Source organism: Eisenbergiella tayi, assembly GCF_001881565.1.
In the GTDB taxonomy this organism is placed as follows: domain Bacteria; phylum Bacillota; class Clostridia; order Lachnospirales; family Lachnospiraceae; genus Eisenbergiella; species Eisenbergiella tayi.
On sequence record NZ_MPDJ01000001.1, the window covers coordinates 1,800,580 to 1,823,318 of the forward strand.

Annotated in this window: 21 protein-coding genes; 5 read left to right on the forward strand and 16 right to left on the reverse strand. The window is 46.1% G+C overall.

The window, feature by feature from the left end:
- Window positions 1-128 precede the first annotated feature (128 nt).
- The 15 genes from BLA28_RS07710 to BLA28_RS07780 form a co-directional block, all read right to left on the reverse strand.
- On the reverse strand, window positions 129-515 hold the full coding sequence (locus BLA28_RS07710) for a cysteine-rich VLP domain-containing protein (protein WP_002594234.1): 387 nt from the start codon (window positions 513-515) through the stop codon (window positions 129-131).
- Window positions 505-2,130: a relaxase/mobilization nuclease domain-containing protein gene (locus tag BLA28_RS07715; protein WP_002594235.1), complete on the reverse strand. Its 1,626-nt coding sequence runs from the start codon at window positions 2,128-2,130 to the stop codon at window positions 505-507. Before BLA28_RS07715 ends, BLA28_RS07710 begins: the two co-directional genes overlap by 11 nt.
- Entirely contained in the window at window positions 2,102-2,497 is a 396-nt protein-coding gene (locus BLA28_RS07720; RefSeq protein WP_002594236.1) for a plasmid mobilization protein, read from the reverse strand. The genes BLA28_RS07715 and BLA28_RS07720 overlap by 29 nt, the downstream gene beginning before the upstream one ends.
- A 627-nt stretch (window positions 2,498-3,124) precedes the next feature.
- Entirely contained in the window at window positions 3,125-3,613 is a 489-nt protein-coding gene (locus tag BLA28_RS07725; protein ID WP_002569239.1) for a hypothetical protein, read from the reverse strand.
- A gap of 114 nt (window positions 3,614-3,727) precedes the next feature.
- Window positions 3,728-4,033 (reverse strand): hypothetical protein, encoded by a 306-nt coding sequence (locus BLA28_RS07730; RefSeq protein ID WP_002569240.1) that lies wholly within the window; start codon window positions 4,031-4,033, stop codon window positions 3,728-3,730.
- Window positions 4,034-4,196: 163 nt separating this feature from the next.
- A complete protein-coding gene (locus tag BLA28_RS07735; RefSeq protein ID WP_007037419.1) occupies window positions 4,197-4,337 on the reverse strand; it encodes a Maff2 family mobile element protein in 141 nt (46 codons plus the stop codon).
- A gap of 219 nt (window positions 4,338-4,556) precedes the next feature.
- Entirely contained in the window at window positions 4,557-6,386 is a 1,830-nt protein-coding gene (locus BLA28_RS07740; RefSeq protein ID WP_006059575.1) for a VirD4-like conjugal transfer protein, CD1115 family, read from the reverse strand.
- Window positions 6,383-6,883: a PcfB family protein gene (locus tag BLA28_RS07745; protein WP_008723309.1), complete on the reverse strand. Its 501-nt coding sequence runs from the start codon at window positions 6,881-6,883 to the stop codon at window positions 6,383-6,385. Before BLA28_RS07745 ends, BLA28_RS07740 begins: the two co-directional genes overlap by 4 nt.
- A gap of 100 nt (window positions 6,884-6,983) precedes the next feature.
- Window positions 6,984-7,295, reverse strand: coding sequence for a DUF5720 family protein (locus tag BLA28_RS07750; RefSeq protein WP_008723307.1), 312 nt, complete (start codon window positions 7,293-7,295; stop codon window positions 6,984-6,986).
- 23 nt (window positions 7,296-7,318) lie between these two features.
- The gene (locus tag BLA28_RS07755) at window positions 7,319-8,086 is read right to left on the reverse strand and encodes a BRO family protein (RefSeq protein ID WP_002589066.1); all 768 of its coding nucleotides are present in this window, start codon (window positions 8,084-8,086) and stop codon (window positions 7,319-7,321) included.
- A 36-nt stretch (window positions 8,087-8,122) separates the two neighbouring features.
- Window positions 8,123-9,001 carry a DUF6017 domain-containing protein gene (locus BLA28_RS07760; protein ID WP_006059572.1) on the reverse strand — a complete coding sequence of 293 codons (879 nt, stop codon included), beginning with the start codon at window positions 8,999-9,001 and terminating at the stop codon, window positions 8,123-8,125.
- A 67-nt stretch (window positions 9,002-9,068) separates the two neighbouring features.
- On the reverse strand, window positions 9,069-9,263 hold the full coding sequence (locus tag BLA28_RS07765; protein ID WP_008818008.1) for a hypothetical protein: 195 nt from the start codon (window positions 9,261-9,263) through the stop codon (window positions 9,069-9,071).
- A gap of 22 nt (window positions 9,264-9,285) precedes the next feature.
- Entirely contained in the window at window positions 9,286-9,558 is a 273-nt protein-coding gene (locus BLA28_RS07770) for a DUF5720 family protein (RefSeq protein ID WP_007862445.1), read from the reverse strand.
- Window positions 9,559-9,569: 11 nt separating this feature from the next.
- The gene (locus BLA28_RS07775; protein WP_006059569.1) at window positions 9,570-10,499 is read right to left on the reverse strand and encodes a ParB/RepB/Spo0J family partition protein; all 930 of its coding nucleotides are present in this window, start codon (window positions 10,497-10,499) and stop codon (window positions 9,570-9,572) included.
- A complete protein-coding gene (locus BLA28_RS07780; protein ID WP_002569249.1) occupies window positions 10,456-11,277 on the reverse strand; it encodes a ParA family protein in 822 nt (273 codons plus the stop codon). Before BLA28_RS07780 ends, BLA28_RS07775 begins: the two co-directional genes overlap by 44 nt.
- 488 nt (window positions 11,278-11,765) lie before the next feature.
- On the opposite strand from BLA28_RS07780, the gene BLA28_RS07785 reads away from it, so the two are divergent.
- The 5 genes from BLA28_RS07785 to BLA28_RS07805 all read left to right on the forward strand — a co-directional run bounded on the left by BLA28_RS07785 (window position 11,766) and on the right by BLA28_RS07805 (window position 21,065).
- On the forward strand, window positions 11,766-13,592 hold the full coding sequence (locus BLA28_RS07785) for a sensor histidine kinase (protein ID WP_071698960.1): 1,827 nt from the start codon (window positions 11,766-11,768) through the stop codon (window positions 13,590-13,592).
- Window positions 13,593-13,755: 163 nt separating this feature from the next.
- Window positions 13,756-15,207: an ABC transporter permease gene (locus BLA28_RS33080; RefSeq protein WP_081365583.1), complete on the forward strand. Its 1,452-nt coding sequence runs from the start codon at window positions 13,756-13,758 to the stop codon at window positions 15,205-15,207.
- 10 nt (window positions 15,208-15,217) lie between these two features.
- Window positions 15,218-16,183, forward strand: coding sequence for a carbohydrate ABC transporter permease (locus BLA28_RS07795; protein WP_081365584.1), 966 nt, complete (start codon window positions 15,218-15,220; stop codon window positions 16,181-16,183).
- Window positions 16,184-16,271: 88 nt separating this feature from the next.
- A complete protein-coding gene (locus tag BLA28_RS07800) occupies window positions 16,272-18,068 on the forward strand; it encodes an extracellular solute-binding protein (RefSeq protein ID WP_071698961.1) in 1,797 nt (598 codons plus the stop codon).
- A gap of 108 nt (window positions 18,069-18,176) precedes the next feature.
- Window positions 18,177-21,065: a glycoside hydrolase family 3 C-terminal domain-containing protein gene (locus BLA28_RS07805; RefSeq protein WP_071698962.1), complete on the forward strand. Its 2,889-nt coding sequence runs from the start codon at window positions 18,177-18,179 to the stop codon at window positions 21,063-21,065.
- Between the two features lie 28 nt (window positions 21,066-21,093).
- Here the strand turns inward: BLA28_RS07805 and BLA28_RS07810 are convergent, their stop codons facing one another.
- Window positions 21,094-22,671 carry a response regulator transcription factor gene (locus BLA28_RS07810; protein ID WP_071698963.1) on the reverse strand — a complete coding sequence of 526 codons (1,578 nt, stop codon included), beginning with the start codon at window positions 22,669-22,671 and terminating at the stop codon, window positions 21,094-21,096.
- Window positions 22,672-22,739 lie beyond the last annotated feature (68 nt).

Consider the following 22,739-nt stretch of genomic DNA (forward strand, 5'->3'; position numbering starts at 1 on the left):
AATCAGCGATAGGGTTCACCTCCTTGTGGTGTCTGTCTGTGGGTTCTGTTACGCTTTTAGGGGGCGTTTTTAAGGGAAAAGGATAAATGTATCACGCACCCTTTGACACCCTCCAAAAAAGCCTTGATTTATGCGGGTTTGAAATGCCCTAAAGCGTGACATTTCTCCCTTTGTTTCCGCTTCCGTTTGGCGGCGTTTATCCGCTTCATGCGTCCGGCGCAGTCCGGGCAGTATTTCCCCCGGTTGGATTTTGGGAAGAAGAACGCCCCGCAGACAGCGCAGCGTTTCCGGCTTCCCCGGCGCAAGAGGGCGGCTTCCAGTGCTTCATCAAGGGGCAGGACAGCGGCGGTAAACCAGCGGCAGAGCAGCGAATAGCTGATACTCTGTACACACACGCAAGGCTCGCCGTCCTCCAACAGCAGGCAGTTCCCGCTGTCATAGTTGCAGCACTCATGCACAAGGCGGCGGGCTGCCCGGTACTGGCGGTAGTCCATGCGGGGGATATTACCGTTCATGGCTCTGCTCCTTTCTGCGCTGCGGCTCGCTCCGGCGTAAAATCTGGTCGATATTGCCCTTGACAGTCTGCAAGCGGCGGTACTCCTCCCGTTTTGCCCGGTAATCGTTGTAGCCGCTGTTTTTCTCTTTGATAAGGCTTTCAATCTCTGCTTGCAGGGATTTATAGCTCGGCAGCTTGGAAATGCCGTTCTCCCTGAAATAGCGGGCGGCTGCGTCTGCTATGATAAAGTCACTTTCATGCTTCTGACGGTAGGCTGCTTTTGCTTTGGCGTTTTTCTGCTGTTTCAGCCCGTCCCGGACAGGGCGGGTCTTGGAATAGGCAAGCACCTGCCGTTGCAGCTCCTTTTTCCCGTTCAGCGTCTTTTCCACCTGCTTCAACCACGCAAGGCTTTCCTGCATGGCGGCATAGGCGGCAGAACAGGCTTCGTCCAGTTCCTCCGGGGAGGAAAAGCCGTACTGCTGATAGGCGGTAACGGTAGCTGCCATTTGCTTTAGGTTGTGCTTTGCCGCCCAGCGGTCATAGCCCACGCCCTTGCCCTCGGCTCGCTTGGCTTCCCGGTCAACCATGCGCTGCAAGGTGTTGTCTGCCGGGGTGGTTTTTGCAGCTTTTTCCCCTTGTAACGGCTTTTTAACTGCGGCAGGGTATTCGGGTATGGCTTTGGTCTGTTCGGCAGCTCTGTGGGCGTTCTGCGTGAGCAGGGCAAGGACAGCAGCCTTGTCAAAATCGTCCCCCAGCTTTCGGGCTGTGATAGGCTTTGTCCTGTCCGGCGTGAGGTAGGAAAGCCGCCCCCGGCTCTCCTTGACGGTCACACCCTCCCGCAGCAAAAGGGAAGAAAACTCGTCAAAGCTGCCAGCTTGGGAAAGTGCCTGCCGTATCGTCCGGCGCAGCTTCGCCTTGTCCGTTTCAAACTTGGTGGGCTTGGTCGGCTGTCCGGCGGCTTCTCTGGCGGCGTTCTCTTTGTCAAGGGCAAGCTGCCCTTTCTTTGCCGCCCAGTATTCCCGTTCGGTTATCCGTTCCTTGCTGCCGTTCAAGAGGTCGATTTGGTAAAGCCCCTCCCGGTGGCACATTTCCATGACTTCGCTCTTGAAATATTCCATAGCGGCGTTGGTGCAGCGGTGCTTGCAGCCCTCCAGCGTGTCGGCTGGTCTGTCCATGTAGGGCAGAAGCGGGACTTCGTAAATCCGCAGGGAGTTGATGACGATATGCACATGGATATTCCCGCTGTGGTTATGCCCGTCCGGGTGGGTGCAGATTAGGGCTTGGTGTCCGGGGAAATGCTCCTTGCAGAACTGCTCGCCCAGCTCCTGCGCCCGGTCTACGGTCAAGCCGTTGTCTGTCCCGTCCCGTGGGTCAAAGCTGATGATATAGTGGTGGCTTTTCACATCTTCCCGTTTTTGGTTTTTCTCATAGCGGAGATTGGCTCGCATACAGGCAACAGCGAAATCCTCGCCCCCGCAGTTGAGGGAAGAAATGCGGTAATCCTCCCTCGGTATCAGCCGCCCGTTTTCATCAAGGGTGGCTTTCATGGTAAACTCGTCATGCTCAAATGTGAGATAGGCTTCCGCTGCGCCATAGTCGGCGTTTTTAGAGCTGATATGTTTGAATGTTGCCAACAGCGTCACCCACTTTCTGCAAGACTTCAAACTTTAGGGCAGCAAGGTCGGAAACCGCCGCCCGTACCTCCCCGGCAAGCTGCGGATAGGGACTGTGCCACTCGTTCAGCGTCCGGGCTATCTGGTTTAAGTTGCCGCCGATCCTCCCGTATTCGGCGGTCAGCTTCCCGACAGCGGCAAGCAGCTCGTCATTGATGGGGGAAACGGTTATGATGGGGCGTATGGCTGCCCCGGTTATGGCTTGCCGGATAAACTCGGCTTGGCTCATGTGGTAAGCAGAAAGCCGCTGGGCAAACTCGGCGTATTCTTCCTCGGTCATGCGTGTTTTGACTACCCGGCTGCGGTGCGGCGTGTTGTATCGTTTCATAGGTGGTTGACCTCCTTTCTGTGCGTGGTGTCCTCTCACTAATAGGAGAAAAACAGGGTGTGAAGCGGAACTGTTTTTGAAAAATCCGAAAAATATTTTGAGGGGTTTTTCAGCGGCGCAAGCCGCATAAGCAGGGTTTGGGGAAGGCACTCCCCAACAAGATTCCCGCAGGGGCAAAATGAGCGATAAGCGAATTTTGGCACCTCGGTAGAATCTTGCTCTAAGAAACTGCCGGCCTGCCGTTCACTTGCTACTGCCACTTTTTCAGAAAATCTATAACCAGCTTTTTTTATAAAAGGCTGCGGGCTGGCGTTTTTCCCTTACTCCCTACAAACCACAAAAGAGCAGAATGGACGGACTTTCCGGCAAGAACTTTTCCGGCGGCTCGGTCTTTCCCGACAATAAGGCGTTTCGGAAGCTGCGTTTTGCCCGCTGTCTGAAAAAAATGGCAGCCTTTTTTGGTTTCACTGTCTAATACGGAACTTTTGGAAATTTGCCAAAAATGGACGCAAAAAAAGCAGCAAATCTTTTTCGGATTTACTGCTTCATGTGCCGCTGCGGTGCGGCGGGATGGATATTCAGTTGAAATAAAAGAGGATGGTGGTACTTTAGTCTATCGACTCTTTACTAACTATTAGGTAATCTTGAAAGATTTTCCTTGAATTTATCTAAAGAATGTTCATTGTTTCCCGCAAAAATAAGTGGAATTGTATATTCATATGATATGCCATTTTCATAGTCCGATAATTGTATTTTTATAGTATCATCCCTCTCATCTTTAGGTGCTATATATATGAATGAATTTTTATTTATATCAGATATTTTCCCTTTTTCAGAAGAAACAGTATAACCCCAGTCTGTTAAATTTGTCTTTATTGTAACTTCTGTTTCTGTTTCTTTTCTAGTCTGCAATGCTGTTTTATCGATTTGGATATCAAAAGGAGTCGAACCTAACAATTCACTGTTTATATTTACAAGTTCTTCTCCATTTGTTTTAGAAATATTAGATTCATCTTCATAATTTTGTTGAGATTCATCTTTTGGTGTTTCTCTGTTACATCCTAATAAAAAGCATAAAATAATTAGTACTAATACAGAAAGTTGTTTTTTTTGCATTTATTTCTCCTTTCATATTATCAAAGAAAGCACTAAGAGTACTTTCAAGAAATTTTGAAATATTCTCAATGCTTTCTATTTTTTGATTATAAACTTGCCGGTAATGATACTATGTTAATTTATCTCTTTCGCGTAACCTTTGTTGCAATATACACATGCACCATTCACCCATTTGTGAGACATTTCAATCGTCTCAACTTCATAAATGCTTACTTCTCCACAAATTAAACATTGTTTGTAATTATATACATGACGTGTCGCACATTTATCCCAGTCATCATATATACCAGGCATTTCATCTTCATATCCATAGTACTGGGGAGAACCCCAACTATGAGTATGAGCGGCAAATACAGTCATTGGAGCAGCTACAATTCCAGCTACTACTGAAAGTGCTAAAATAGATTTTCTTAAATTCATAAGTTCCTCCCTTTCCTTAAAAATACATAGCTCTTTGTTAGATTGTCATTTTAACATAATAATTGGTAAAATGCAATAATTTATTTTCTATTTACGAGAAAATACTGTGCATATTATCTTATTTAGGAATAGTTAAGGCGGCTACCTAAATCTTTTTATTACTTTACCGCACATGAGCATTGGCGCCGGGGTTGTCGTTGCCGTAACCTTCCAGCAGGTTGATAACGCCCCAGATACCGAGACCGGCACCGAGCGCGATAACGAGGGTCTGAAGAACGGTGATTGCCTGTTCAAAAAATGCCATATAGTTTGTTAGCCGGAATCTGATTAAAAAATAGGTTTGTCATGTTTCATAGGCATACAAAAGCCGGAACAATCTGCCGCCCGGTTTCCGGGGGCATGATTCCGGCTGTCCTCCTTTTTCATTATTTTTTCTCGCGATTGTCCGCTTTGTACGCCAATGGCCCATAGAGGGCAGATGCGGCGAATAGATAAGATCACTCCCTTCTAAAGCGGAACGAAATTAAGCGCCCTTTGTGTCTACTTCATATACATCGCAGACCTCATTGGGCTTGAGTTTCAGCCTTGCGGACAAGAATGCTTCAATATCAAAAGCGTTCTTGTCATCCGCGTCGGCAGTGTACTTGAAATTGGGGTGCTTGGTGATGTCGTACTTATCCGAAAGGAAAGGACGCACACCGCGCAGCTGGAGGATACACTTGCCGCCATCCATAACAGCAAGCTCATCCTGGCTCATCAGCTCTTTCCCCAATTTTTGATAGTTGAGTGAATGGGATGTTTCCCTCCCACGGCTCTCTCCGGTGTTGTAGGTGTCGATGGTTTCCTTACCCAGCACGGCGGCCAGCTCCTTGAGAGTGGTCGGCTCCTTACCGCCCAGAAAGATGGAAGTATCCATGTTTCCGATAATGGTATCTGCGTTATCCTTATAAATCGCCTTGAGCTGACTCTGCGCCTGCAACACCAGACAGGCGGAGATCTCACGGCTTCGGATGGTGGCCACCAGCTTTTCCAACTTGGGTATCTGGCCAATGTTGGCGCACTCGTCGATCAGACAGCGCACATGAACCGGCAGTCTGCCGTCGTACACATCGTCGGCCTTTTCGCAGAGCAGGTTAAACAGCTGGGTATAACACATGGATATAAGGAAATTAAAGCTGTCATCAGTGTCACTCATGATGAGGAACAGGGCAGTTTTCCTGTCTCCCAGAGTATCCAGCTCCAGCTCATCATAAGCCGTGACCTCACGCAACTCTGCAATGTCGAACACGGCAAGGCGAGCGCCGCAGGAAATCAAAATCGACTTGGCTGTTTTTCCGGCGGCCAGCTTATATTTCTTATACTGGCGCACCGCAAAGTGGTTTGGCTTCTCGGCTTCCAGTGCATCAAACATCAGGTCTACGGGGTTTTTGAACTCCTCGTCATCCTCACGGACTTCCATGGCGTTGATGAACTCAATGAGGGTGGAGAAGTTTTGTTCCTCCACCGGAGCCTCATAATGGATATAGCCAATAAGCGCGCAGTACAACAAGGTTTCTGCTTTTACCCAGAAATCGTCTCCGGCCTTGCCTTCGCCTTTGGTATTGGCGATCAGCGTTGTTACCAGCTTCAAAATGTCCTTTTCGCTATGGATATAGGCGAAAGGGTTATAGTGCATGGACTTCTTGAAGTTAATGGTATTTAGGACCTTGATTCGGTACGGCTCATAAATGACCTTGCCGTGCTTATCCTTCATAGGCTTTCCGTCTTTCCCCAGCTTGGGTGCGCCCCTTTGGAGCATTTTTCCGCACTCCACCAAAATGGTTCCCTTCGGGTCTGTGACCACATAGGAACTGTGCATCTGCATCAGATTCGGTTTGAGCCAGAAGCGGGTCTTACCGGAACCGGAGCCGCCAATCACCAGCACATTTTTGTTTCTGGCGGTCTTTGGGTCCTTGGGGCGGCTGTTCATTGTCAGGCTCTCCGTTTTCGTCAGAATCACATTGTTCTGGAATACCGGGTCGATGTAGGGTGTAATGTCCTCATGGGTTCCCCACCGGGCGGAACCGTATTCCATGCCGTGCCTGTACTTCTTGGCGTTCTTGCTTTTCAGGTACACAGCCAGCCGCAGGCCGCCGCAGCAGCACAGGCCCACCAGCAGGTCCAGCGGGTGCAGGCTGGGCCACCAGCTGGCCAGCGCCACCGGCAGCGTGGAGAAGAACGAGAGCATTTTTGCCGAAGCGTCCGCACCCACGGCCATCCGCCACGCTTCACCGAAGTTGGTGGAGAAAAGCCCCATCAGGATATACGGCAGATTCAGCAAAATGAGCTTTTTGATGTTCAGCTGCTTTTTCATCGTTCCAGCTCCTTCCGCTTGTTCCGGTCCACGACGGCGTGTTTTACCAGTTCTTTGAACTGGCTCAGCTTTGCCAGCACGGACGGGCGCTCGGATTTCTCCGCCTTTCTGACCTTTTTCCCGGTGTACTCGGTAAAAGCAGCGGTCAGGGCATCCGCGTCCCGACCCTTGAAAAAGATCAGGTACTTGGGTGGGGAGCTGCTGCGGTCCTTCTTCACCGCATAGTCCACGCCGTATTTCCGGGCGATCTTCTCAAACTCCTTGATGGAGGGGTCGGTGATCTCGATGTTGGAAACCCCTTGGTTTTGACCAATCAGCTGTTTCACCGTCTGCTTGCCCTGGGGCTTCACAGGCGCGTCACGGCTTCTCTGCTTTTGCAGCTTCTTTTCCTTGCGGTGGGCAAGGTACTTGCTGATGGCGGCTTTGAGCAGCCTGCCGGTGAACTTTGTTCCGCTGACAACCAGCGTTAAAGTCCTGTTTTCCACTTCTTCCTGCATTTTCATCGCCTCCTTTCCACAAAATGTGCAGGGGTGGTGCATTTATTTCTAAGGCGGGACCACCAGCCGCCGGAGAAGGTATTTCTTCATCGAACCGCCCTCAACGAATTTGCTCAGAACGGTCATAGAGCAAATCTCCATTTCTGACCTTTGCATGACTGAGAATCTTGATCTGTCCCTTTGCCTGACTGTCCAGAGCTTTTTCATAGCCCTTATCTGACAAAAACAGGCGGGTTCGTTCACCTTTCCAGCCCACCGGGGAGTCATGCGTCAGCACATCAAAAATAATCATGTGCCGGGTGTTCTCAGCAAATCGCTGGAGATCCATGTAGTCATGGCCGTGATAGTTCTGCGCTCCAGCTTTCTGGCGCATTTCTTCCATCAGCTGACCGATTGTTTTGCCTTCTGGCATAAAACTCACTTCCTTTCCCACTCTCATACAACCATCAAAATCATGTCTCTCAGCTGAGCAAAGTAGAGTTTGCCTTGCGGGGTTATCAGCGTATAGGAGCCGATATGCCCGTGATTGCAGTAGTCTTTGACACAAAACAGTCCTTCATTGGCTGGCTTTGCATAGGGCAGTACATTACCGGATGCGGTGCGGTACACAAAACGCTTTTCCAGAAGGAAACGGACAAACCGACGCTCCGGGACAAGCAACTCTTTGGCGGTGGTGCGGAGGTTGGTACTGTGATTGAGGTCGATGAACAAATCATAAAAGGCTGCCTTACTCTCCAGCAGGGCATTTTCCTCTCGTAGCGACGCATTTTCTTCCCGCTCAGCAAGCAGCTCGGAGCAGAGCTTTATCAGAGCTTCCGGAGAAGTGGCTATCTCCCACAACTTTTCTTTTGTGAGATAGGCTCCGTGCTTGCGAATGGCAGGTAGAACTTCATCAAACACCCATTGTTCAAACCGTTCCGCTGACGGCAGTTTACTATGGGCGATCAGACGATATAGATCACCTTCGGGGATAAAGAGCATTTCGACCATTTGTACCGCGGGGCTTCCATCTGCCTTTTTCCCAGTCTGGACCCCTATGGAACATTTCGTTCCACCCCTGGTATGGTCGCGGACGGCTTTGCGTGGATTGGTATATCCCAGCGCTGTTGCCACATCTGTACCGCAAAATAATACTTTGCCATTCTGTTCCAAAGTGCGAATGCTTCCGAACTCTGGACTATTGAAAATTTCAATCTGATTCATGCTGTGCCTCCTTTGGTGTAATACAAAAGCGGCTGATTACCAGCCGCCTGCGTGCATATCGTGATTTACCAGTGAAGTGTAGTGGTTATTCATGGTGGTAGGAGCGTTGAACAGCACTGCAAGCAGGTACTGCTTGATGTTGTGTACCTGGGTGGTGTTCTTTTGCAGACAGTCCATGACAAACTCGATGTGAGAGCTGTCCAGCTTCAAAAAGCGGGAGCGTACAATTTCATGAGGAAAGTCCGCACCAGAGATCCGGGTGGTCTTTCGTTTGGCACAGACCGTTTCTACCAACAGCTCTACGATCTCATTCAGGTCATCCAGGTAGAGAGGATAACGCTGCTTCAGACAATCATACTCGATATTCTCCAAAATCAATTCCCGATAATTTTCTATCTCTGTGACAGACATCGCATCCCTTCCTTTCCGTTCCGGCGGTATTACCGCCGCTGTTTCCCGGAAGGGAATGGAATCGGTATTTGATCCATGAGTATTTTGTTTTTGGGTATTTGATTTCTTAGTATTTAATTGTGTTGGATTTTCCGGTAACGGATTTACCGCTGACGGGTTTACCGTTATCGGGTTTTCCGACAACGGCTTATCCAACATCGGTTCTCCCTCGATGGGACGCTCAAAAATGGTATACTCATTGGCTGCGAATTTACCAGAAGCATCAGTTGTCTGTCTGCGCCGAATGTATCCGGCTGTTTCAAGCTCATTGACAGCAGAGCGGATTGCATCTTTGCTTTCTCGATTGATATAGCTGAGTCCTGACAGCGTATAATCCCAGTCATCAGGCAGAGATAACATTTGCGACAAGAGACCCTTTGCCTTCAAAGAAAGTCGTTTGTCTTTTAGATGAAAATTGCTCATAACCGTGTAATCGCCAGTGCGTTCTACACGAAAAACAGCCATTTACTTCACTCCTTTCATTTCTCAGGTATGAAAAAAGCCGCAATTCATAAAAGAATTGTGGCAGCGGTTAGGGTCTGTCTGTATCTTTTTTCTTGCGTCGGTAGGGGCGTTTTGGCATTGGTGGTTTATCAAACAGATCCCTTTCCTGAGAAAATGGTAAGGTTTGAAAAACACGGTCAATCTCGGTGGATTCCATATCACGCTGTGAGCGGCAATCTTCTTGAATAGCTTCTCGGATTTCTCTTACAGTACACATATTCATTCCTTTCCTTTCGTTGTATCGGTTATGAACGACGGTGTTTTTTAGGCTTGAAGTCGAGGATATGCCCCTCAATAACATGGGCATATCTCTTAATTTTGATTTCTCGACGCTGCTGGCTTTGCAGAGCTGACTGATACCCGTCCTCTGTGAGAAAAAGCCTCATTTCGTCACCAGGTTCTCCATAAGCAGTAGGGCGCAAGACAGTAAACTCAATCATCCAGAAAGTGCTGTCCCAAAATCGCTCCACTGCAAGAATGTTGTGGCCTTTCAGTTCCCTTGCTGCAATATCTTTCATAGGCTCTCCCTTCATCGTTCCTGATCTCGTTGGCGTTTTTTCTGCCATTGTTCCAGCAGTTTAATAATGGTTTCCTGCATTTTGGCCGGTGTATAGCTTTTGGGGAAATACTTTCGCAAGGTATCGCTGCTCAAGGTCACTTTATCCAGATCACCCTTTTTTTCCTCTGACATGATGGCAAGCATCACATCTTCTGACAATTTCCCTTCCTGGCTGAACTTTTTCATTCGCTGAGCCTGAGAGAGAGAAGGGGTAGCCTGCTCATAGTCCATTGTTTCCACCAGCATTTGCTGTTCGTCCGGTTTCAAAAAAGAGAGTTCATAGGCTGGGTTAAATGCGATTTTCTTTTCATCCACCATATCCAAAAGCTCTGGAATCAGTTCAGTCAAACGAACATATCGCATTACCTGGATACCGCTTCGTTCACCGGCTTCTTTTGCCACCTGGTCTCTGGCGCTCAACTTCTGTTCAACTTGAACAGAAGTCAGGTCTGTTCTTGCTCCTTGATGTTTAATGGCTTCCAGCTTCATTTTGTAGGCAAAAGCCCTTTCACTGGGGAGCAGATTTTCTCGCTGCAAATTGCTGTCAACCATAATAATTGTGGCAGCATCGTCATCCAAGTCGCGCACAATGACAGGCATGGTTTCTTTTCCGGCCAATTCGCTGGCTCTGCGGCGTCTGTGACCGGCTACCAGCTCATAACCGCCATCAGGCAGTGGTCTGGCAATCGCAGGAACCAACACACCATACTTTTTGATGCTGTCTGCGGTTTCTATCATTGCATCATCATCCTTGACCTTGAAGGGGTGATCCTTGAACGGATGCAGTTCAGATAGGGGAATTTCCTGAATTTTTTCCAGTTGCTCGTCTTGCCGACTTTCTTCTGTAGAAAACAGGTCATCTACTGAGGCCAGCTCTATTTTTTTCGCGCTGCTTTTCAAGTTTCAATACCTCCTTCGTCAGATTTTTGTAGCCCTCAGCCACTTTGCCATTAGGATCATGGGCATAAATGCTTTTTCCTTCAGCACTGATTTCTTTAGCCCTGACAGAATGAGGAATTTCTGATGTAAACACCTTGATCTTACTGCCATAGGTTTCGCGCAGAAGAGCGGAGATTTCTTTGGCAAAATTGGTTCGGCTGTCTACCATCGTCAGCAGAATCCCATCAATTTGCAGCTTGGGATTGATTTGTCTGCGAACCTTATTGATAGTTTGCAAAAGCTGCTCCAAACCTTTAGCTGGAAGATACTCTGCCTGGACGGGGATTATAACCCTATTAGCGGCAGCCAGTGCATTGACCGTAAGCATACCCAGGGAGGGCTGGCAATCAATAAGGATATGGGAGTATTGCCCCTTCAGCGTGTCCAGATATTGTCGCAGAATGGTTTCTCGGCTCATAGCGTTTACCAGAGATACCTCCATACCAGATAGCTGGATGTCCGCAGGCATCAGGTCTACGCCCTCAGGGTGGTGCAGGATACCCTCGCCGGGACGAATTGGTTCATCCATCAAAATACGGCCCATAGCGTCTGACAGTGTAAAGGGCAGCTTATCAGGCTGGGGATTGCCCAAGCTGATGGTCAGGCTTCCCTGTGGGTCTCCGTCAATCAGAAGGACTTTCTTCCCGGACTGCGCCAGACCAATTCCAAGATTGGCACAAGTGGTTGTTTTGCCGACACCACCTTTTTGGTTGGCTATGGCAATAATCTGTGTATTCATGATTTCACCTCATTTCTTTCTAAGTTTAGATATGAAAAAAAGTGCCTGCTTTACCTTTCCTGAGAAAGATAAAACAGGCACTTTCACTGGCTCAATACCTCTTGTAATGAACCTCTATGTATGGTAAACTATGTCCACGATACCATGAATATAATTAAGTCTCGACGGGAATTGAACTTTTGGCTAACGCCAAATTTCGCGCCTTTGCAAACAGAGTGCAAACAATAGGGGGCTAAAATCCTTTGTTTTTGCTTGATTTTGCTTGTACAAGGTTTATAGAGAACATGGAGAAAAGCCTTGATATAACTGCATTTTCTTTATCCCTGTTGATAGGGAATATATGCACTGGGTCCATCTCCTAAGGGGCAGTTGAGGGTTCGATTCCCCCAGGGAACGTAGATCCGTACAGAAAGAATAACGTCTTTTTGTACGGATTTTTTTATATTAAATTATTTATATACGGATGAAAAATACAGGGCGGAACGATTATGAAAAAGTTAAAGTTTCATTTTAGAAAGCTGACAAATATAAGACAGCAGCTATATACCATATATTTTGCTGCTTTATTTCTTCCTATCATGATTATCGGTATTTTTCTCCTTATGAATACCTACACTCTGCTTGCAAACTATCACAGGGATCTCCTGGAATCAGATAATCTCCGTGTTAAAAATGTTCTGTTTGAAATAACCACTCAGGTCTATAATATCTCCGAGAACCTTATTTTTGATGAAAACATAAAGGAAATATTATCTACGGACTATGAGCAGAGGACCAACCTGATCCAAAAGGCCGGCAATCTGACAGTGGTTGACAATAATGCGCAGAATCATGCGGAAATCGAAGGGATAGAGATATATACCGATAATCCCACTTTTACGGATTATAAACAGTTTTATAAAGCCGATGATGATATACAGAAGTCAGATTGGTATCAGAAAGCAATCAGCCAATCCAGTGTATTCTGGATTCCCATGACTACTACCGATAAATACGGAAACGAATACTGGAATTTGAGCCTGGTGCGCAGAATTCCGCTGACCGATACGGAATATAATGCGGTACTGGTTATCAAGATCAGTGACAATTATTTAAGGACAAGGATCAACAGCCAGGAATATGCTGCCATGGTATCAGTAAATGAAGGAGAGGTGTTTTTTAATTCTGACAGAAGCCAATATGGAATCAAACAAAAGGTATCCATTGATTATGATGAAAATTACTACCAATATACAGGGACAAAAAAGATAAACGGTGTTACCTATTTTGTGGATGTTTCCACGCTGAACCTGTATCAGTCAGATTCCCGTCTCTATATATGTACCATGAATGATCAGGGCTATGTAAGCATTAAACGGATTTTGACAATCTGTGTCCTGATCCTGGCGGTGGCGATTCTGATACCGGGTATTATTATTCACTATTTTACGGAGTATTTTACATCCCGTGTTCTTATCTTAAGAAAGGCCATGCATCAGGCCAGCAATGAGGATTATGATATACGAAGCTTTATCCAGGGAGAGGATGAAATATCGGAGGCCTTCTCCGATTTGGAAATCATGATTCAGAATATTAAAAAGAAGGATGCGGATATGTATGAAGCCCAGATCAATAAAGCGGAGCTTCTGAATGAACAGCAGGTGATGGAATTTAAAATGCTTGCCAGCCAGATTAATCCTCATTTTCTTTATAATACTCTGGAAACGATCCGTATGAAAGCTTTTAAGGCAAATGACAGGGAAGTAGCCAGGGCAATCAAGCTTCTGGGTAAATCCATGCGTTATGTTCTGGAAAATACGGGTACCTCCTTTACTACGCTGAGTAAGGAGCTGGAACACATAAAAGTCTATCTGGATATTCAGAAGCTTCGTTTTACAGATAAATTCGACAGTGAGATAGAAGTAATGGAGGATATTGATCCCGGAAAGCTTCTCATCCTGCCCCTGTTGCTTCAGCCCGTAGTTGAAAATGCCATACTGCATGGGCTGGAGGAAAAGGAAAAGGGAGGGTTAATCCATATATTGGTGAGGAAGCAGCTGGAGGAGGAAGAATTGCTTTGCATTGAAGTATCGGATAATGGAAATGGAATGACGGAAGAAGCGCTTGCATTTCTGCAAAGCACGATTGAAGAAAAGGATATAAGCAGAAATAAGAGTATCGGGCTGTATAATATCAATCAGCGGATTAAGCTCACCTATGGGCAGAAATATGGTGTTAAAATTTTTTCCAACATAGAGGAAGGAACCCGTGTCAGTCTTTTTATCCCTATTAACCGTATGAAAGAGACAGCGGTTGTAACAGCAAATGAAGGTTAAAACGGAAGAATTCAAAAAGTGAATGTACTTTTAGGCAGAATTTTACCGTATTTTTCTAATTTTAACTAAATTATAATTAATACATCATAAGGATTGAGAAATCCTGTGGTGTATTTTTTTTACTAAAAATACGAAAATTTTGTTCAGGAAAGGGAGGAATAAAATGAGCAGTACAAAGTCACGAAAGGAAATTATTACGGATAAGCTTTATTATCCCATTCGGATTTCCATTCTTTTATCTGTGGTATTTCTGTTTATACCAAATCTGAATCCGGCAAGAATAAGCGGCATGATAAATAAAAATATGTCTTTATTTTCAGCAGGTATTTCCTATTCATCCTTAACGGCGGAATTCGGCCGTGCTTTCAGGAAAGGATGGGTGGAGGAAAGCTCCATGCAGCTGTTATTCGTGTCATCCATGGCCATGTGTCTTGGGATCGTTGCTTTTTGTGTAAGCGGATGCATGTCCCTTGGTAATTTAAAATTCAAGAAAACAGGAAATATCATCGGTACGATAGGATGCGCCGCAGAACTGGCAGGTATCGGAGGAATTTATATTGCTTATCTACAGATATCGCAGACTGCCAAACCTGATAAGATACAGCCTGTTTTTCCTTCCGGGCTCCTTCTGATATTAATAATAACGCTGCTCATTCTGTTGATTTCAGTCATACAGCTGGTTTTATTTCCAAAGCTTTCAAAAAAATCCAGATTTGAAATGCCCACAAAATACAGGCTTTTTCTTATGCTGATGCCTTTTCTTGCATTGGTAGCCGTCTTTGCCTATCTGCCCTTATGGGGATGGCGTTATGCATTTTTTGATTATAAGGTGGGGGATTCCATAAGCATGGAAAACTTTGTAGGCTTCAAGTGGTTTACCGAGTTATTTAAAAATCCCGCCACGGTAAGGGATATTGTGCGTGTATTGAAAAATACGCTTGCCATGAGCGGACTTGGAATCGCAACAAGCTGGCTTCCCATGGCCTTTGCCATATTCCTGTCGGAAATAAAAAATATAAGATTCCGAAGATTTGTACAGACTCTAACAACAGTTCCTAATTTTATAAGCTGGGTTCTCGTATATGCCATAGCGTTCTGTATTTTCTCAACAGACGGATTTGTCAGCAGTATTATGGTGAATCTGGGAATTTGGGATCAGGGTGTCAATATGCTGATGAGCGGGGATCATGTATGGATCAAGATGCTGGGCTGGGGCCTTTGGAAGGGAATCGGCTGGAGTGCAATTATTTATATAGCGGCGATTTCAGGAATCGATCAGCAGCTGTATGAAGCCGCAACAGTAGACGGCGCGGGCAGATTCCAGAGAATGTGGCATATAACGGTACCGGGGCTGATACCTACCTTCTGTGTATTGCTGCTTATGTCAATCGCCAATATCCTCAGCAACGGAATGGATCAGTATCTGGTATTCGAAAATGCAACCAACCAGAACGCTATTATGGTTCTTGATCTGTATGTTTATAAGCTGGGTATCGGAAAAGGCGCCATACCATTGTCTACCGTAATCGGTATGGTTAAATCCATAGTAAGCGTGACGCTGCTGTTCGCCGCCAACGGTGTATCGAAGTTGATCCGCGGTGAAAGTATTGTATAGGAGGTTAAGCATGGCAAAATCAGCACAGGAAAAAGCAGACCTGAAGGCAGAAAAAATCTATGAGAAAAAGCACAGGAAAAAATACAGGGCCAGACCGGGAGACATCTTTTTCAATATGATAAACTATTTGGTTTTTACCCTGTTCACCGTAGCATGTATTTTTCCATTTTATTATCTGTTTATAAATACAATCAGCGACAACGATTTGGTCGTGAAAGGGGTAATCAATTTTATCCCCAGAGGGCTTCATCTCGATAATTACAAATCCCTGCTGAATGTAAGTGATCTTTCCAATGCCTTTCTTGTTTCACTGGGAAGAACCATTATCGGAACGGCATTCATGGTGGCGGCCTCTGCATTTGTGGGTTACCTGGTAACAAAGCAGGAGATGTGGGGCAGAAAATTCTGGTACCGCTTCCTTATTATCACCATGTATTTCAATGCGGGCCTGATTCCCTGGTTCCTGAACATGCAGATGCTGGGATTGACCAATACCTTCTGGGCTTATATTATTCCGGGAATTGTGGCTCCCTATAATATTATCCTGGTAAAGACCTACATAGAGTCCATTCCGGCCGAACTGGAAGAAAGCGCGCAGATTGACGGAGCTACCCATATGATGATTTTCCGTAAGATCATATGGCCGCTGAGTAAACCTATTCTGGCAACCATAGCCATTTTCGGTGCCGTAGGACACTGGAATTCATTTACGGATTCCCTGATACTGATGCAGTCGGCCCCTAATCTGTATACCCTGCAGCACAGACTGTATATTTATCTGAATACGGCTTCCAATCTGAGCGCTTTGATGGAATCCGGCGGCCAGATCAGTGATACGGTTCTTAAATCAGCGCTCAGTGCAAAGGTTATTAAATATACAATTTCCATGGTAACGGTCATCCCTATTCTGGTGGTGTATCCGTTCATGCAGAGATATTTTGAAAAAGGTATCATGCTGGGAGCCGTAAAAGGCTGAGTCTGACCGGAAATTTTATCTGTATTTATTGTTGGTGTTTATCCGTTTTTACGGTTATGTAACACAATCAAAAAGGAGGAGAAAGAGAATGAAAGCAAAAAAAGTCACTGCACTGCTTATGGCGGCCATAATGACCCTGTCATTGGCCGCATGCGGAAATTCAAGTAAAACAGCTTCGGAGCCTGTGGCAGACAGCACTGTCCAGGCAAATGCTGAAACAGATGGAGAAACAGCCGGAGGGAATACCCAGGCCGGTGAAGAGGGAGATTCCTATGACGAACTTCTGGAAGAAATCATTCCTGAGGAAACAGTCACTCTGGATGTATTTGATCAGCTTGCCAACTATTCCGGAGAACAAATCGGATGGTTCGGTCAGGTTATGCTGGAAAAATTCAATGTAAAACTGAATATCATTCCTGACCCGGACGGGGTATATGAAACCCGTATGGAATCCGGCAACCTGGGAGATATCGTTATCTGGGGAAACGATTCCGATGAATATCAGCAGGCGGTTCAGAAGGGTATGCTGTTCGACTGGAATGAGGATGATATTCTGACCGATTACGGTCCGTATATTAAAGAACATATGCCTTATGCCCTGGAAAAAAATGCAAACCTTTCCGGCGGTACTACCTATGGATATGGTTTTGATGTGGCGGTGGATCCCAGCGCCAGAGGCGATATCATGTATACCTGGGATGTGAGATGGGATCTTTATAAAGAGCTGGGCTATCCGGAAATAAAGAATCTGGATGACATGGTGGAGGTCCTGGCGCAGATGAAGGAAATCTGCCCTAAAGATGACAATGGAAAAACAACCTATGGCGTATCCCTGTTTAATGACTGGGATGGTGATATGGTGATGTTTGTAAAATCCACAGCTACCGCATATTATGGATACGATGAATTTGGTTTCGGTCTTTATGACTCCGAGGAACAGAAATATTATCCCTGTCTGGAAAAGGACGGTCCTTACCTTACCTGTCTGAAATTCTATAATGATCTTTATCAGAGGGGACTTCTGGATCCGGATTCACAGACCCAGAAATATGACGGTATGGTGGAAGACTATCAGAATGGCACCGCATTCCTGAATGTATTTAATTTCCTCGGAGCGGCCATGTATAACTCTGACAGTCATGCGGCAGAAGGAAAAGCAATGTATCCCTGTCCTCCGGAGGAAGCAACGCCCATCGCTTACGGGCTGAATGTATACGGCGGCAACAGAATCTGGTCTATTGGCGCAAAAACCGAATATCCGGAACTTTGCATGGCGATCCTGAACTGGCTTTCCACACCGGAAGGCCGTATGACATCGGAATATGGCCCCAAGGATGTATGCTGGTATTATGATGAAAACGGAAAAACTTGTTTCACGGATTTAGGAAGAGCTGCAAAGCTTGATATGAAGACAGAAATGACAGACGGCTATTCAGGAACCTTTGAAGACGGAGACTTCAAGATGAATAATGAGACCTGGGCTCTTGATACGTTAAATTTGGATTCCAACGGAGATACCTATAATTACAAGAAATGGGACAGCTTCATCAGTGAACCCAACTCGGAAATCGAGGCTGACTGGAGAGAATATACCAAAGCCAGAACTCCTGATGAATACATGGGACAGAGACCCTACAAGCTTGCCCCCGGAACCACCTATTCCGCAGGGACCAAATCTGATGAGCTTCTTGTACTCTGGAATCAGGTTGCAGACTGTATCAAAACAAATTCCTGGAAAGCGATTTATGCTACCTCCGATGAAGAATTTGATAAAATAGTGGATGAAATGATTGCCAAAGCAAATGAATATGGCTATGATAAGTGCATCGAATTCCAGGAAAATGAAGTAAAACTGAAGGCAGCGGCAGAAGATGCTGTAAAATAACAGGTTCTGAAGCTGGACTCAAAAACTTAATCAAGGGATTGTCCGATGCGGCAATCCCTTTTCAGGCTTTGAAAGGAACCACCGTGGAAAGGAGAAGCTATTAAGAACATGGAAAACTACTTAAAAAGTCCTTTATGGAATAATCGGCTTCCTGTAGAGGAACGGCTCGATTATCTGATTGGAGAAATGACGACAGAAGAAAAAATTGCCTGCCTGACCACCGGCTGCCCGGATATAAGCAGACTGGGAATCAGGGCCTCCTATATGGGAGGAGAGGCAGCCCATGGAATAGAAGCCAGACATGATCAGGCTTTTAATAAAGGAGAACCGGAACCCACAACATCCTTTACGCAGCCCATCGGAATGAGTGCCAGCTTCGACAGAGAGCTTATCAGGGAATGCGGACGCTGCGTGGGAGAAGAGGCCAGAGCCTTATTTACCCGCAATGGTTCGGGAGGGCTTTGCAGATGGGCCCCAACCGTTGATATGGAGCGGGATCCCAGATGGGGAAGAACCGAAGAAGCCTATGGAGAAGATCCGTACCTGACAGGTGAGATGGCTTCTTCCTATATACAGGGAATGAAAGGGGACGATCCCTTCTATATCAGGTGCGGGGCAACCCTGAAGCATTTTTATGCAAATAATGTGGAAAAGGACAGGATTTCCATCTCTTCTTCATTGGATCGCAGAAATAAATATGAATATTACCTGGAGCCCTTCCGGAAAGCCATAGTGGAAGGGGGAGCGGAAGCGGTAATGACCTCCTACAATGAAATTAACGGAATTCCTGCGATTGTGAATGAGGAGGTCCGTACCATATTAAAAGAGGCCTGGGGGCTGCCCGGTCATGTTGTCTGCGACGGCGGGGACATGCAGCAGACTGTTTATGACCATAAATACTTTAAAACCCATGAGGAGACAGTGGCATATGGCCTGAAGGCCGGAGTGGACTGTTTTACGGATGATAAATCAGTGGTTATGGAGGCCGCACGCAAAGCCCTGGAAAAAGGGATGATAACAGAGGAAGACATCGACCGGTCCATACGTAATTCCTTCCGTACTCGTATCCGACTCGGATTCTTTGACGGGGACGAAGAATGCCCTTATACGGGAATGGGAGAGGAGTATGTCAATAATCAGGAACACAGGGATATTTGTGTGAAAATGGCGGAAGAATCCGTGGTTCTTTTAAAAAATGAGAAAAATATCCTTCCGTTCCTTCCCGAAAAAACCGAATCCCTGGCGATTATAGGCCCTCTTGCGGACGTATGGTACAAAGACTGGTACTGCGGAATCCCTCCCTATACAGTGACTGTGCTTGACGGGATAAAAAAGGCTTATCCGGATACGAGCATTGCCTCCGTCAGCGGCCTGTCACGGATTTATCTGTGCAGCGGCGGAAAGTATGTGGGTATGGATGAATCCAGTCATCTTTATCTAACGGAAAAGGATAAGGCGGAATGTTTCACCTTTACGGACTGGGGCTGCGGCAGTACAACACTGGTTGCCTGCAGCAATGGAAAATTTGTCACTCTGGAAGAAGAAGATCCCCATATGAAGGCCGGCAGGGAGGAAGCCTTCTCCTGGTTCATCAGGGAATCCTGGAATTTCAGGCCGGTTGGGAAGGAAAAGGATATGCCCCGGGAGGCATATTATCTTGACAGCTGGAACGGAATGACAGTGACTGCAGATAGCAGAGGATTCCTTGTATGCGGTACAAAAGAAGGGGAACCGGCCGTATTTACCATAGAAGTGGAAACCGACGGAATCAAGGAAGCGGTACATGCTGCCGAAAATGCACAGCGTGCTGTGCTGGTATTGGGCTGTAATCCGGTGATAAACAGCAAGGAAGAGATCGACCGGAGTACACTTGCCCTTCCTCCATTCCAGCAAAATCTGGCGGATGCTGTAAGAAAAGCAAATCCCGAAACAATAGTCGTTCTGTTGTCGAATTATCCCTATTCCATAAACCGCCTTCAGGAAGAAATGCCGGGTATTATATGGAGTGCTTCCGGCAGTCAGGAACTGGGAACCGGTGTTGCCAGTATATTGAGCGGAAAAGTTTCCCCTGCGGGCCGGCTTAATATGACCTGGTATATCTCCGACGAAGATCTGCCGGATATGAATGATTATGATATTATAAAGGGAAAGAGAACCTATCAGTACTTTGACAGAGAGGTATTGTATCCTTTTGGTTATGGATTATCCTATTCCGAATTCACCTATGGAAAGCTGAATCTGGAAAAAAAGGCGGATAAGGTGATCGCGCGCCTTACTGTTGCCAATATCGGAAAATATCCGGCGGATGAAGTGGTTCAGCTTTATGTCCGTAAGGAAGCTTCCCGTGTCAGACAGCCGATAAGTCGTCTGAAAGGGTTCACGAGGGTGAATCTGAATCCCGGTGAGACAAAAGAGGTGAAATTCATTGTAAATTGTGAGGAACTGAGGATTTATGATGTGATATCTGAAAGCATGCTGCTGGAGGATGGAGAGTACACCTTCCTGGCAGGGGCATCATCCCGGGATATACGTCAGAAGGCGGTTATCTGTCTGGAGGGAGAAAAGACCGGTGTGAGAAGTCCATGGGAAGTGACGGCAGCGGTCAGATATGACGATTATGACAATTGCTTTATACATAAAGGGACGGACGGCTTCACCTGTGTAATTCCCGGAAAGGCAGGAGACAATCCTGACATGCCCGAGCATACTTCCGGACAGAAGGCAACAGGAGAGCTCTTATACCATGATTTCCTGTTTGACAGAAATCCCTGCGAAATGATATTGAACATTTATGCACTGGAAGAAGGAAGCATGAGAATATCCTTCTGTGCGCAGGGAATGGAAATGAAAAGCCTGACAATACAAATCAGTAAAGGAAGAGCCTTTGAAGATATCAGTATGTCTTTCCCCTCAGGTTTCCGGGTGCCGGAAGAACCCTGCACATTGAAAATAGAAACCCAAGGGAAGATAAAATTGTGCCGGTTTTTCTTTCGATAAGACCGTGTATCAATAATTTTCAGACGAATTAACGCGGGGGGGGGGTAAAAATGCTTTTGCGGTATTCCGCAGGGCTCATTCCCGTATACTTTTTAAATTTTTTATGAAAGTAGTCCACATTATTATAGCCTACCTGTTCGGCTATTTCATATACCTTCAGGCGGTTTTCCTTTAATAGCTCCTTGGAATATTCAATCTTTCTGTGATCCACATAACAGTTGAAGCTTTCTCCAAAGGTCTTATTAAAGATTTTTCCCAGATAGGTACTGCTGTAGCCGAAGAGGGGGGCGATCCCCTCCAGCTTGATATTATTCCGGAAGTTGTTGTCAATGTAATAAATGATATCATCCAGTATGGTGTCTCTGGACGGACGTCCGGTGGCATTCACAATCATTTCTGTCTGAGCGGAAATGAAGAGAATGATTTCATACAGATAACGGCTTTGATCGATGCGGCGGATAATCTCCGAGTTTGTGGGAAAAGGAATTTCCGCCGAATGGAACGTATGGTTTACCTTTTCCTTTATACGCAGGAATAAATCCTTCAGGAACAGCTTTACGGAAGAAATATCATTTTTTACATTATACAGAAATTCTTCCAGGCTGAATAAGGTTTCCGCTACCTTATTGCGCTGGAAAGCAAGCAGATAATCGGTCAGGAGATTACTGTATTCCTCAAGCGTATCATTATTGATTTCCAGAGAAATCTCATGAAATTTGGGGAGCTCCCCATAGCCCAGGGTATGCTGCCCCTGCATGCAGAAAAAACGTCTTTTCCGGAGTGTGGAAGCCTCCTCATAGGACAGATAAATCTCATCCAGATTGGAAACCGGACGGCCATAGGCAAGAAAAAGGGAATCCAGAGGGCTGCCTTTCTGCGGGGGATTTTTTTCATAGCGTTCCAGAAAACCGTTAAATTTGTTCAGCGCAAAGCTGCCTTTCAGGAGAATGACTTCATTGCTGTCCTCATTAAAGTGTTCAAAGGTATGGTTTCCCTTATTTGTTATTTTGAGAAGATCTGCGAAGCTGTAGCTGGCATCCTTCGGATTTTCACTGAATTTTTCGTAAATCACTACCTGGTAGCACTCTGCATACAGATTCATCTCCTCGATTTCCCGCGGGGATAAAAGGCCTTCTTCGAGAGTCTGACAGTTTCCGGTAACGATCTCGTGAAGGATGACATCCTTGGCTTTTGTTTTCAGCAATTCCATATTTTCGGAAACGGCATGTTCTTCATCCAGTTCTTTCTTTATTTTGCAGATAGCCAGCTGAAGCTCATCCTCATCAATGGGTTTGGTGATATAGAAATCAACGCCGTACTGTATGGCTGTCTGGGCATATGTAAAATCGGAATAACCGCTCAAAATAATAAATCTGCCCTGGAAGCCCCTTTCCCGGGCCATTCGTATCAAATCAGTCCCATATATTTTGGGCATTCGGATATCCAGGAGAACCAGACTCGGCTTTTTATCCAGGATCAGGCAGAGTGCTTCCTCTCCATTGGCGGCTTCCGCGCATACCTCAAAGCCAAGTTCGTTCCAGTCAATAATATTTTTCAGACCTTCACGGATATTTATTTCATCGTCTGCAATCAGTACGGTTTCCAATTTACTACCCCGCTTTATAGTTTTGGCTGCCTTTCTATGTTGGAAATATAAAAATAACCTGTATTTTA

Bases quoted from the DNA above. Each gene is read 5' to 3' on its own strand.
- BLA28_RS07750 (WP_008723307.1), bottom strand. From the start codon at position 7,295: ATGCCAGAAGGCAAAACAATCGGTCAGCTGATGGAAGAAATGCGCCAG.
- BLA28_RS07755 (WP_002589066.1), bottom strand. From the start codon at position 8,086: ATGAATCAGATTGAAATTTTCAATAGTCCAGAGTTCGGAAGCATTCGC.
- BLA28_RS07800 (WP_071698961.1), top strand. From the start codon at position 16,272: ATGAAAGCAAAAAAAGTCACTGCACTGCTTATGGCGGCCATAATGACC.
- BLA28_RS33080 (WP_081365583.1), top strand. From the start codon at position 13,756: ATGAGCAGTACAAAGTCACGAAAGGAAATTATTACGGATAAGCTTTAT.
- BLA28_RS07795 (WP_081365584.1), top strand. From the start codon at position 15,218: ATGGCAAAATCAGCACAGGAAAAAGCAGACCTGAAGGCAGAAAAAATC.
- BLA28_RS07710 (WP_002594234.1), bottom strand. From the start codon at position 515: ATGAACGGTAATATCCCCCGCATGGACTACCGCCAGTACCGGGCAGCC.
- BLA28_RS07765 (WP_008818008.1), bottom strand. From the start codon at position 9,263: ATGAATATGTGTACTGTAAGAGAAATCCGAGAAGCTATTCAAGAAGAT.
- BLA28_RS07725 (WP_002569239.1), bottom strand. From the start codon at position 3,613: ATGCAAAAAAAACAACTTTCTGTATTAGTACTAATTATTTTATGCTTT.
- BLA28_RS07770 (WP_007862445.1), bottom strand. From the start codon at position 9,558: ATGAAAGATATTGCAGCAAGGGAACTGAAAGGCCACAACATTCTTGCA.
- BLA28_RS07780 (WP_002569249.1), bottom strand. From the start codon at position 11,277: ATGAATACACAGATTATTGCCATAGCCAACCAAAAAGGTGGTGTCGGC.
- BLA28_RS07720 (WP_002594236.1), bottom strand. From the start codon at position 2,497: ATGAAACGATACAACACGCCGCACCGCAGCCGGGTAGTCAAAACACGC.
- BLA28_RS07730 (WP_002569240.1), bottom strand. From the start codon at position 4,033: ATGAATTTAAGAAAATCTATTTTAGCACTTTCAGTAGTAGCTGGAATT.
- BLA28_RS07740 (WP_006059575.1), bottom strand. From the start codon at position 6,386: ATGAAAAAGCAGCTGAACATCAAAAAGCTCATTTTGCTGAATCTGCCG.
- BLA28_RS07785 (WP_071698960.1), top strand. From the start codon at position 11,766: ATGAAAAAGTTAAAGTTTCATTTTAGAAAGCTGACAAATATAAGACAG.
- BLA28_RS07735 (WP_007037419.1), bottom strand. From the start codon at position 4,337: ATGGCATTTTTTGAACAGGCAATCACCGTTCTTCAGACCCTCGTTATC.
- BLA28_RS07745 (WP_008723309.1), bottom strand. From the start codon at position 6,883: ATGCAGGAAGAAGTGGAAAACAGGACTTTAACGCTGGTTGTCAGCGGA.
- BLA28_RS07805 (WP_071698962.1), top strand. From the start codon at position 18,177: ATGGAAAACTACTTAAAAAGTCCTTTATGGAATAATCGGCTTCCTGTA.
- BLA28_RS07760 (WP_006059572.1), bottom strand. From the start codon at position 9,001: ATGGCTGTTTTTCGTGTAGAACGCACTGGCGATTACACGGTTATGAGC.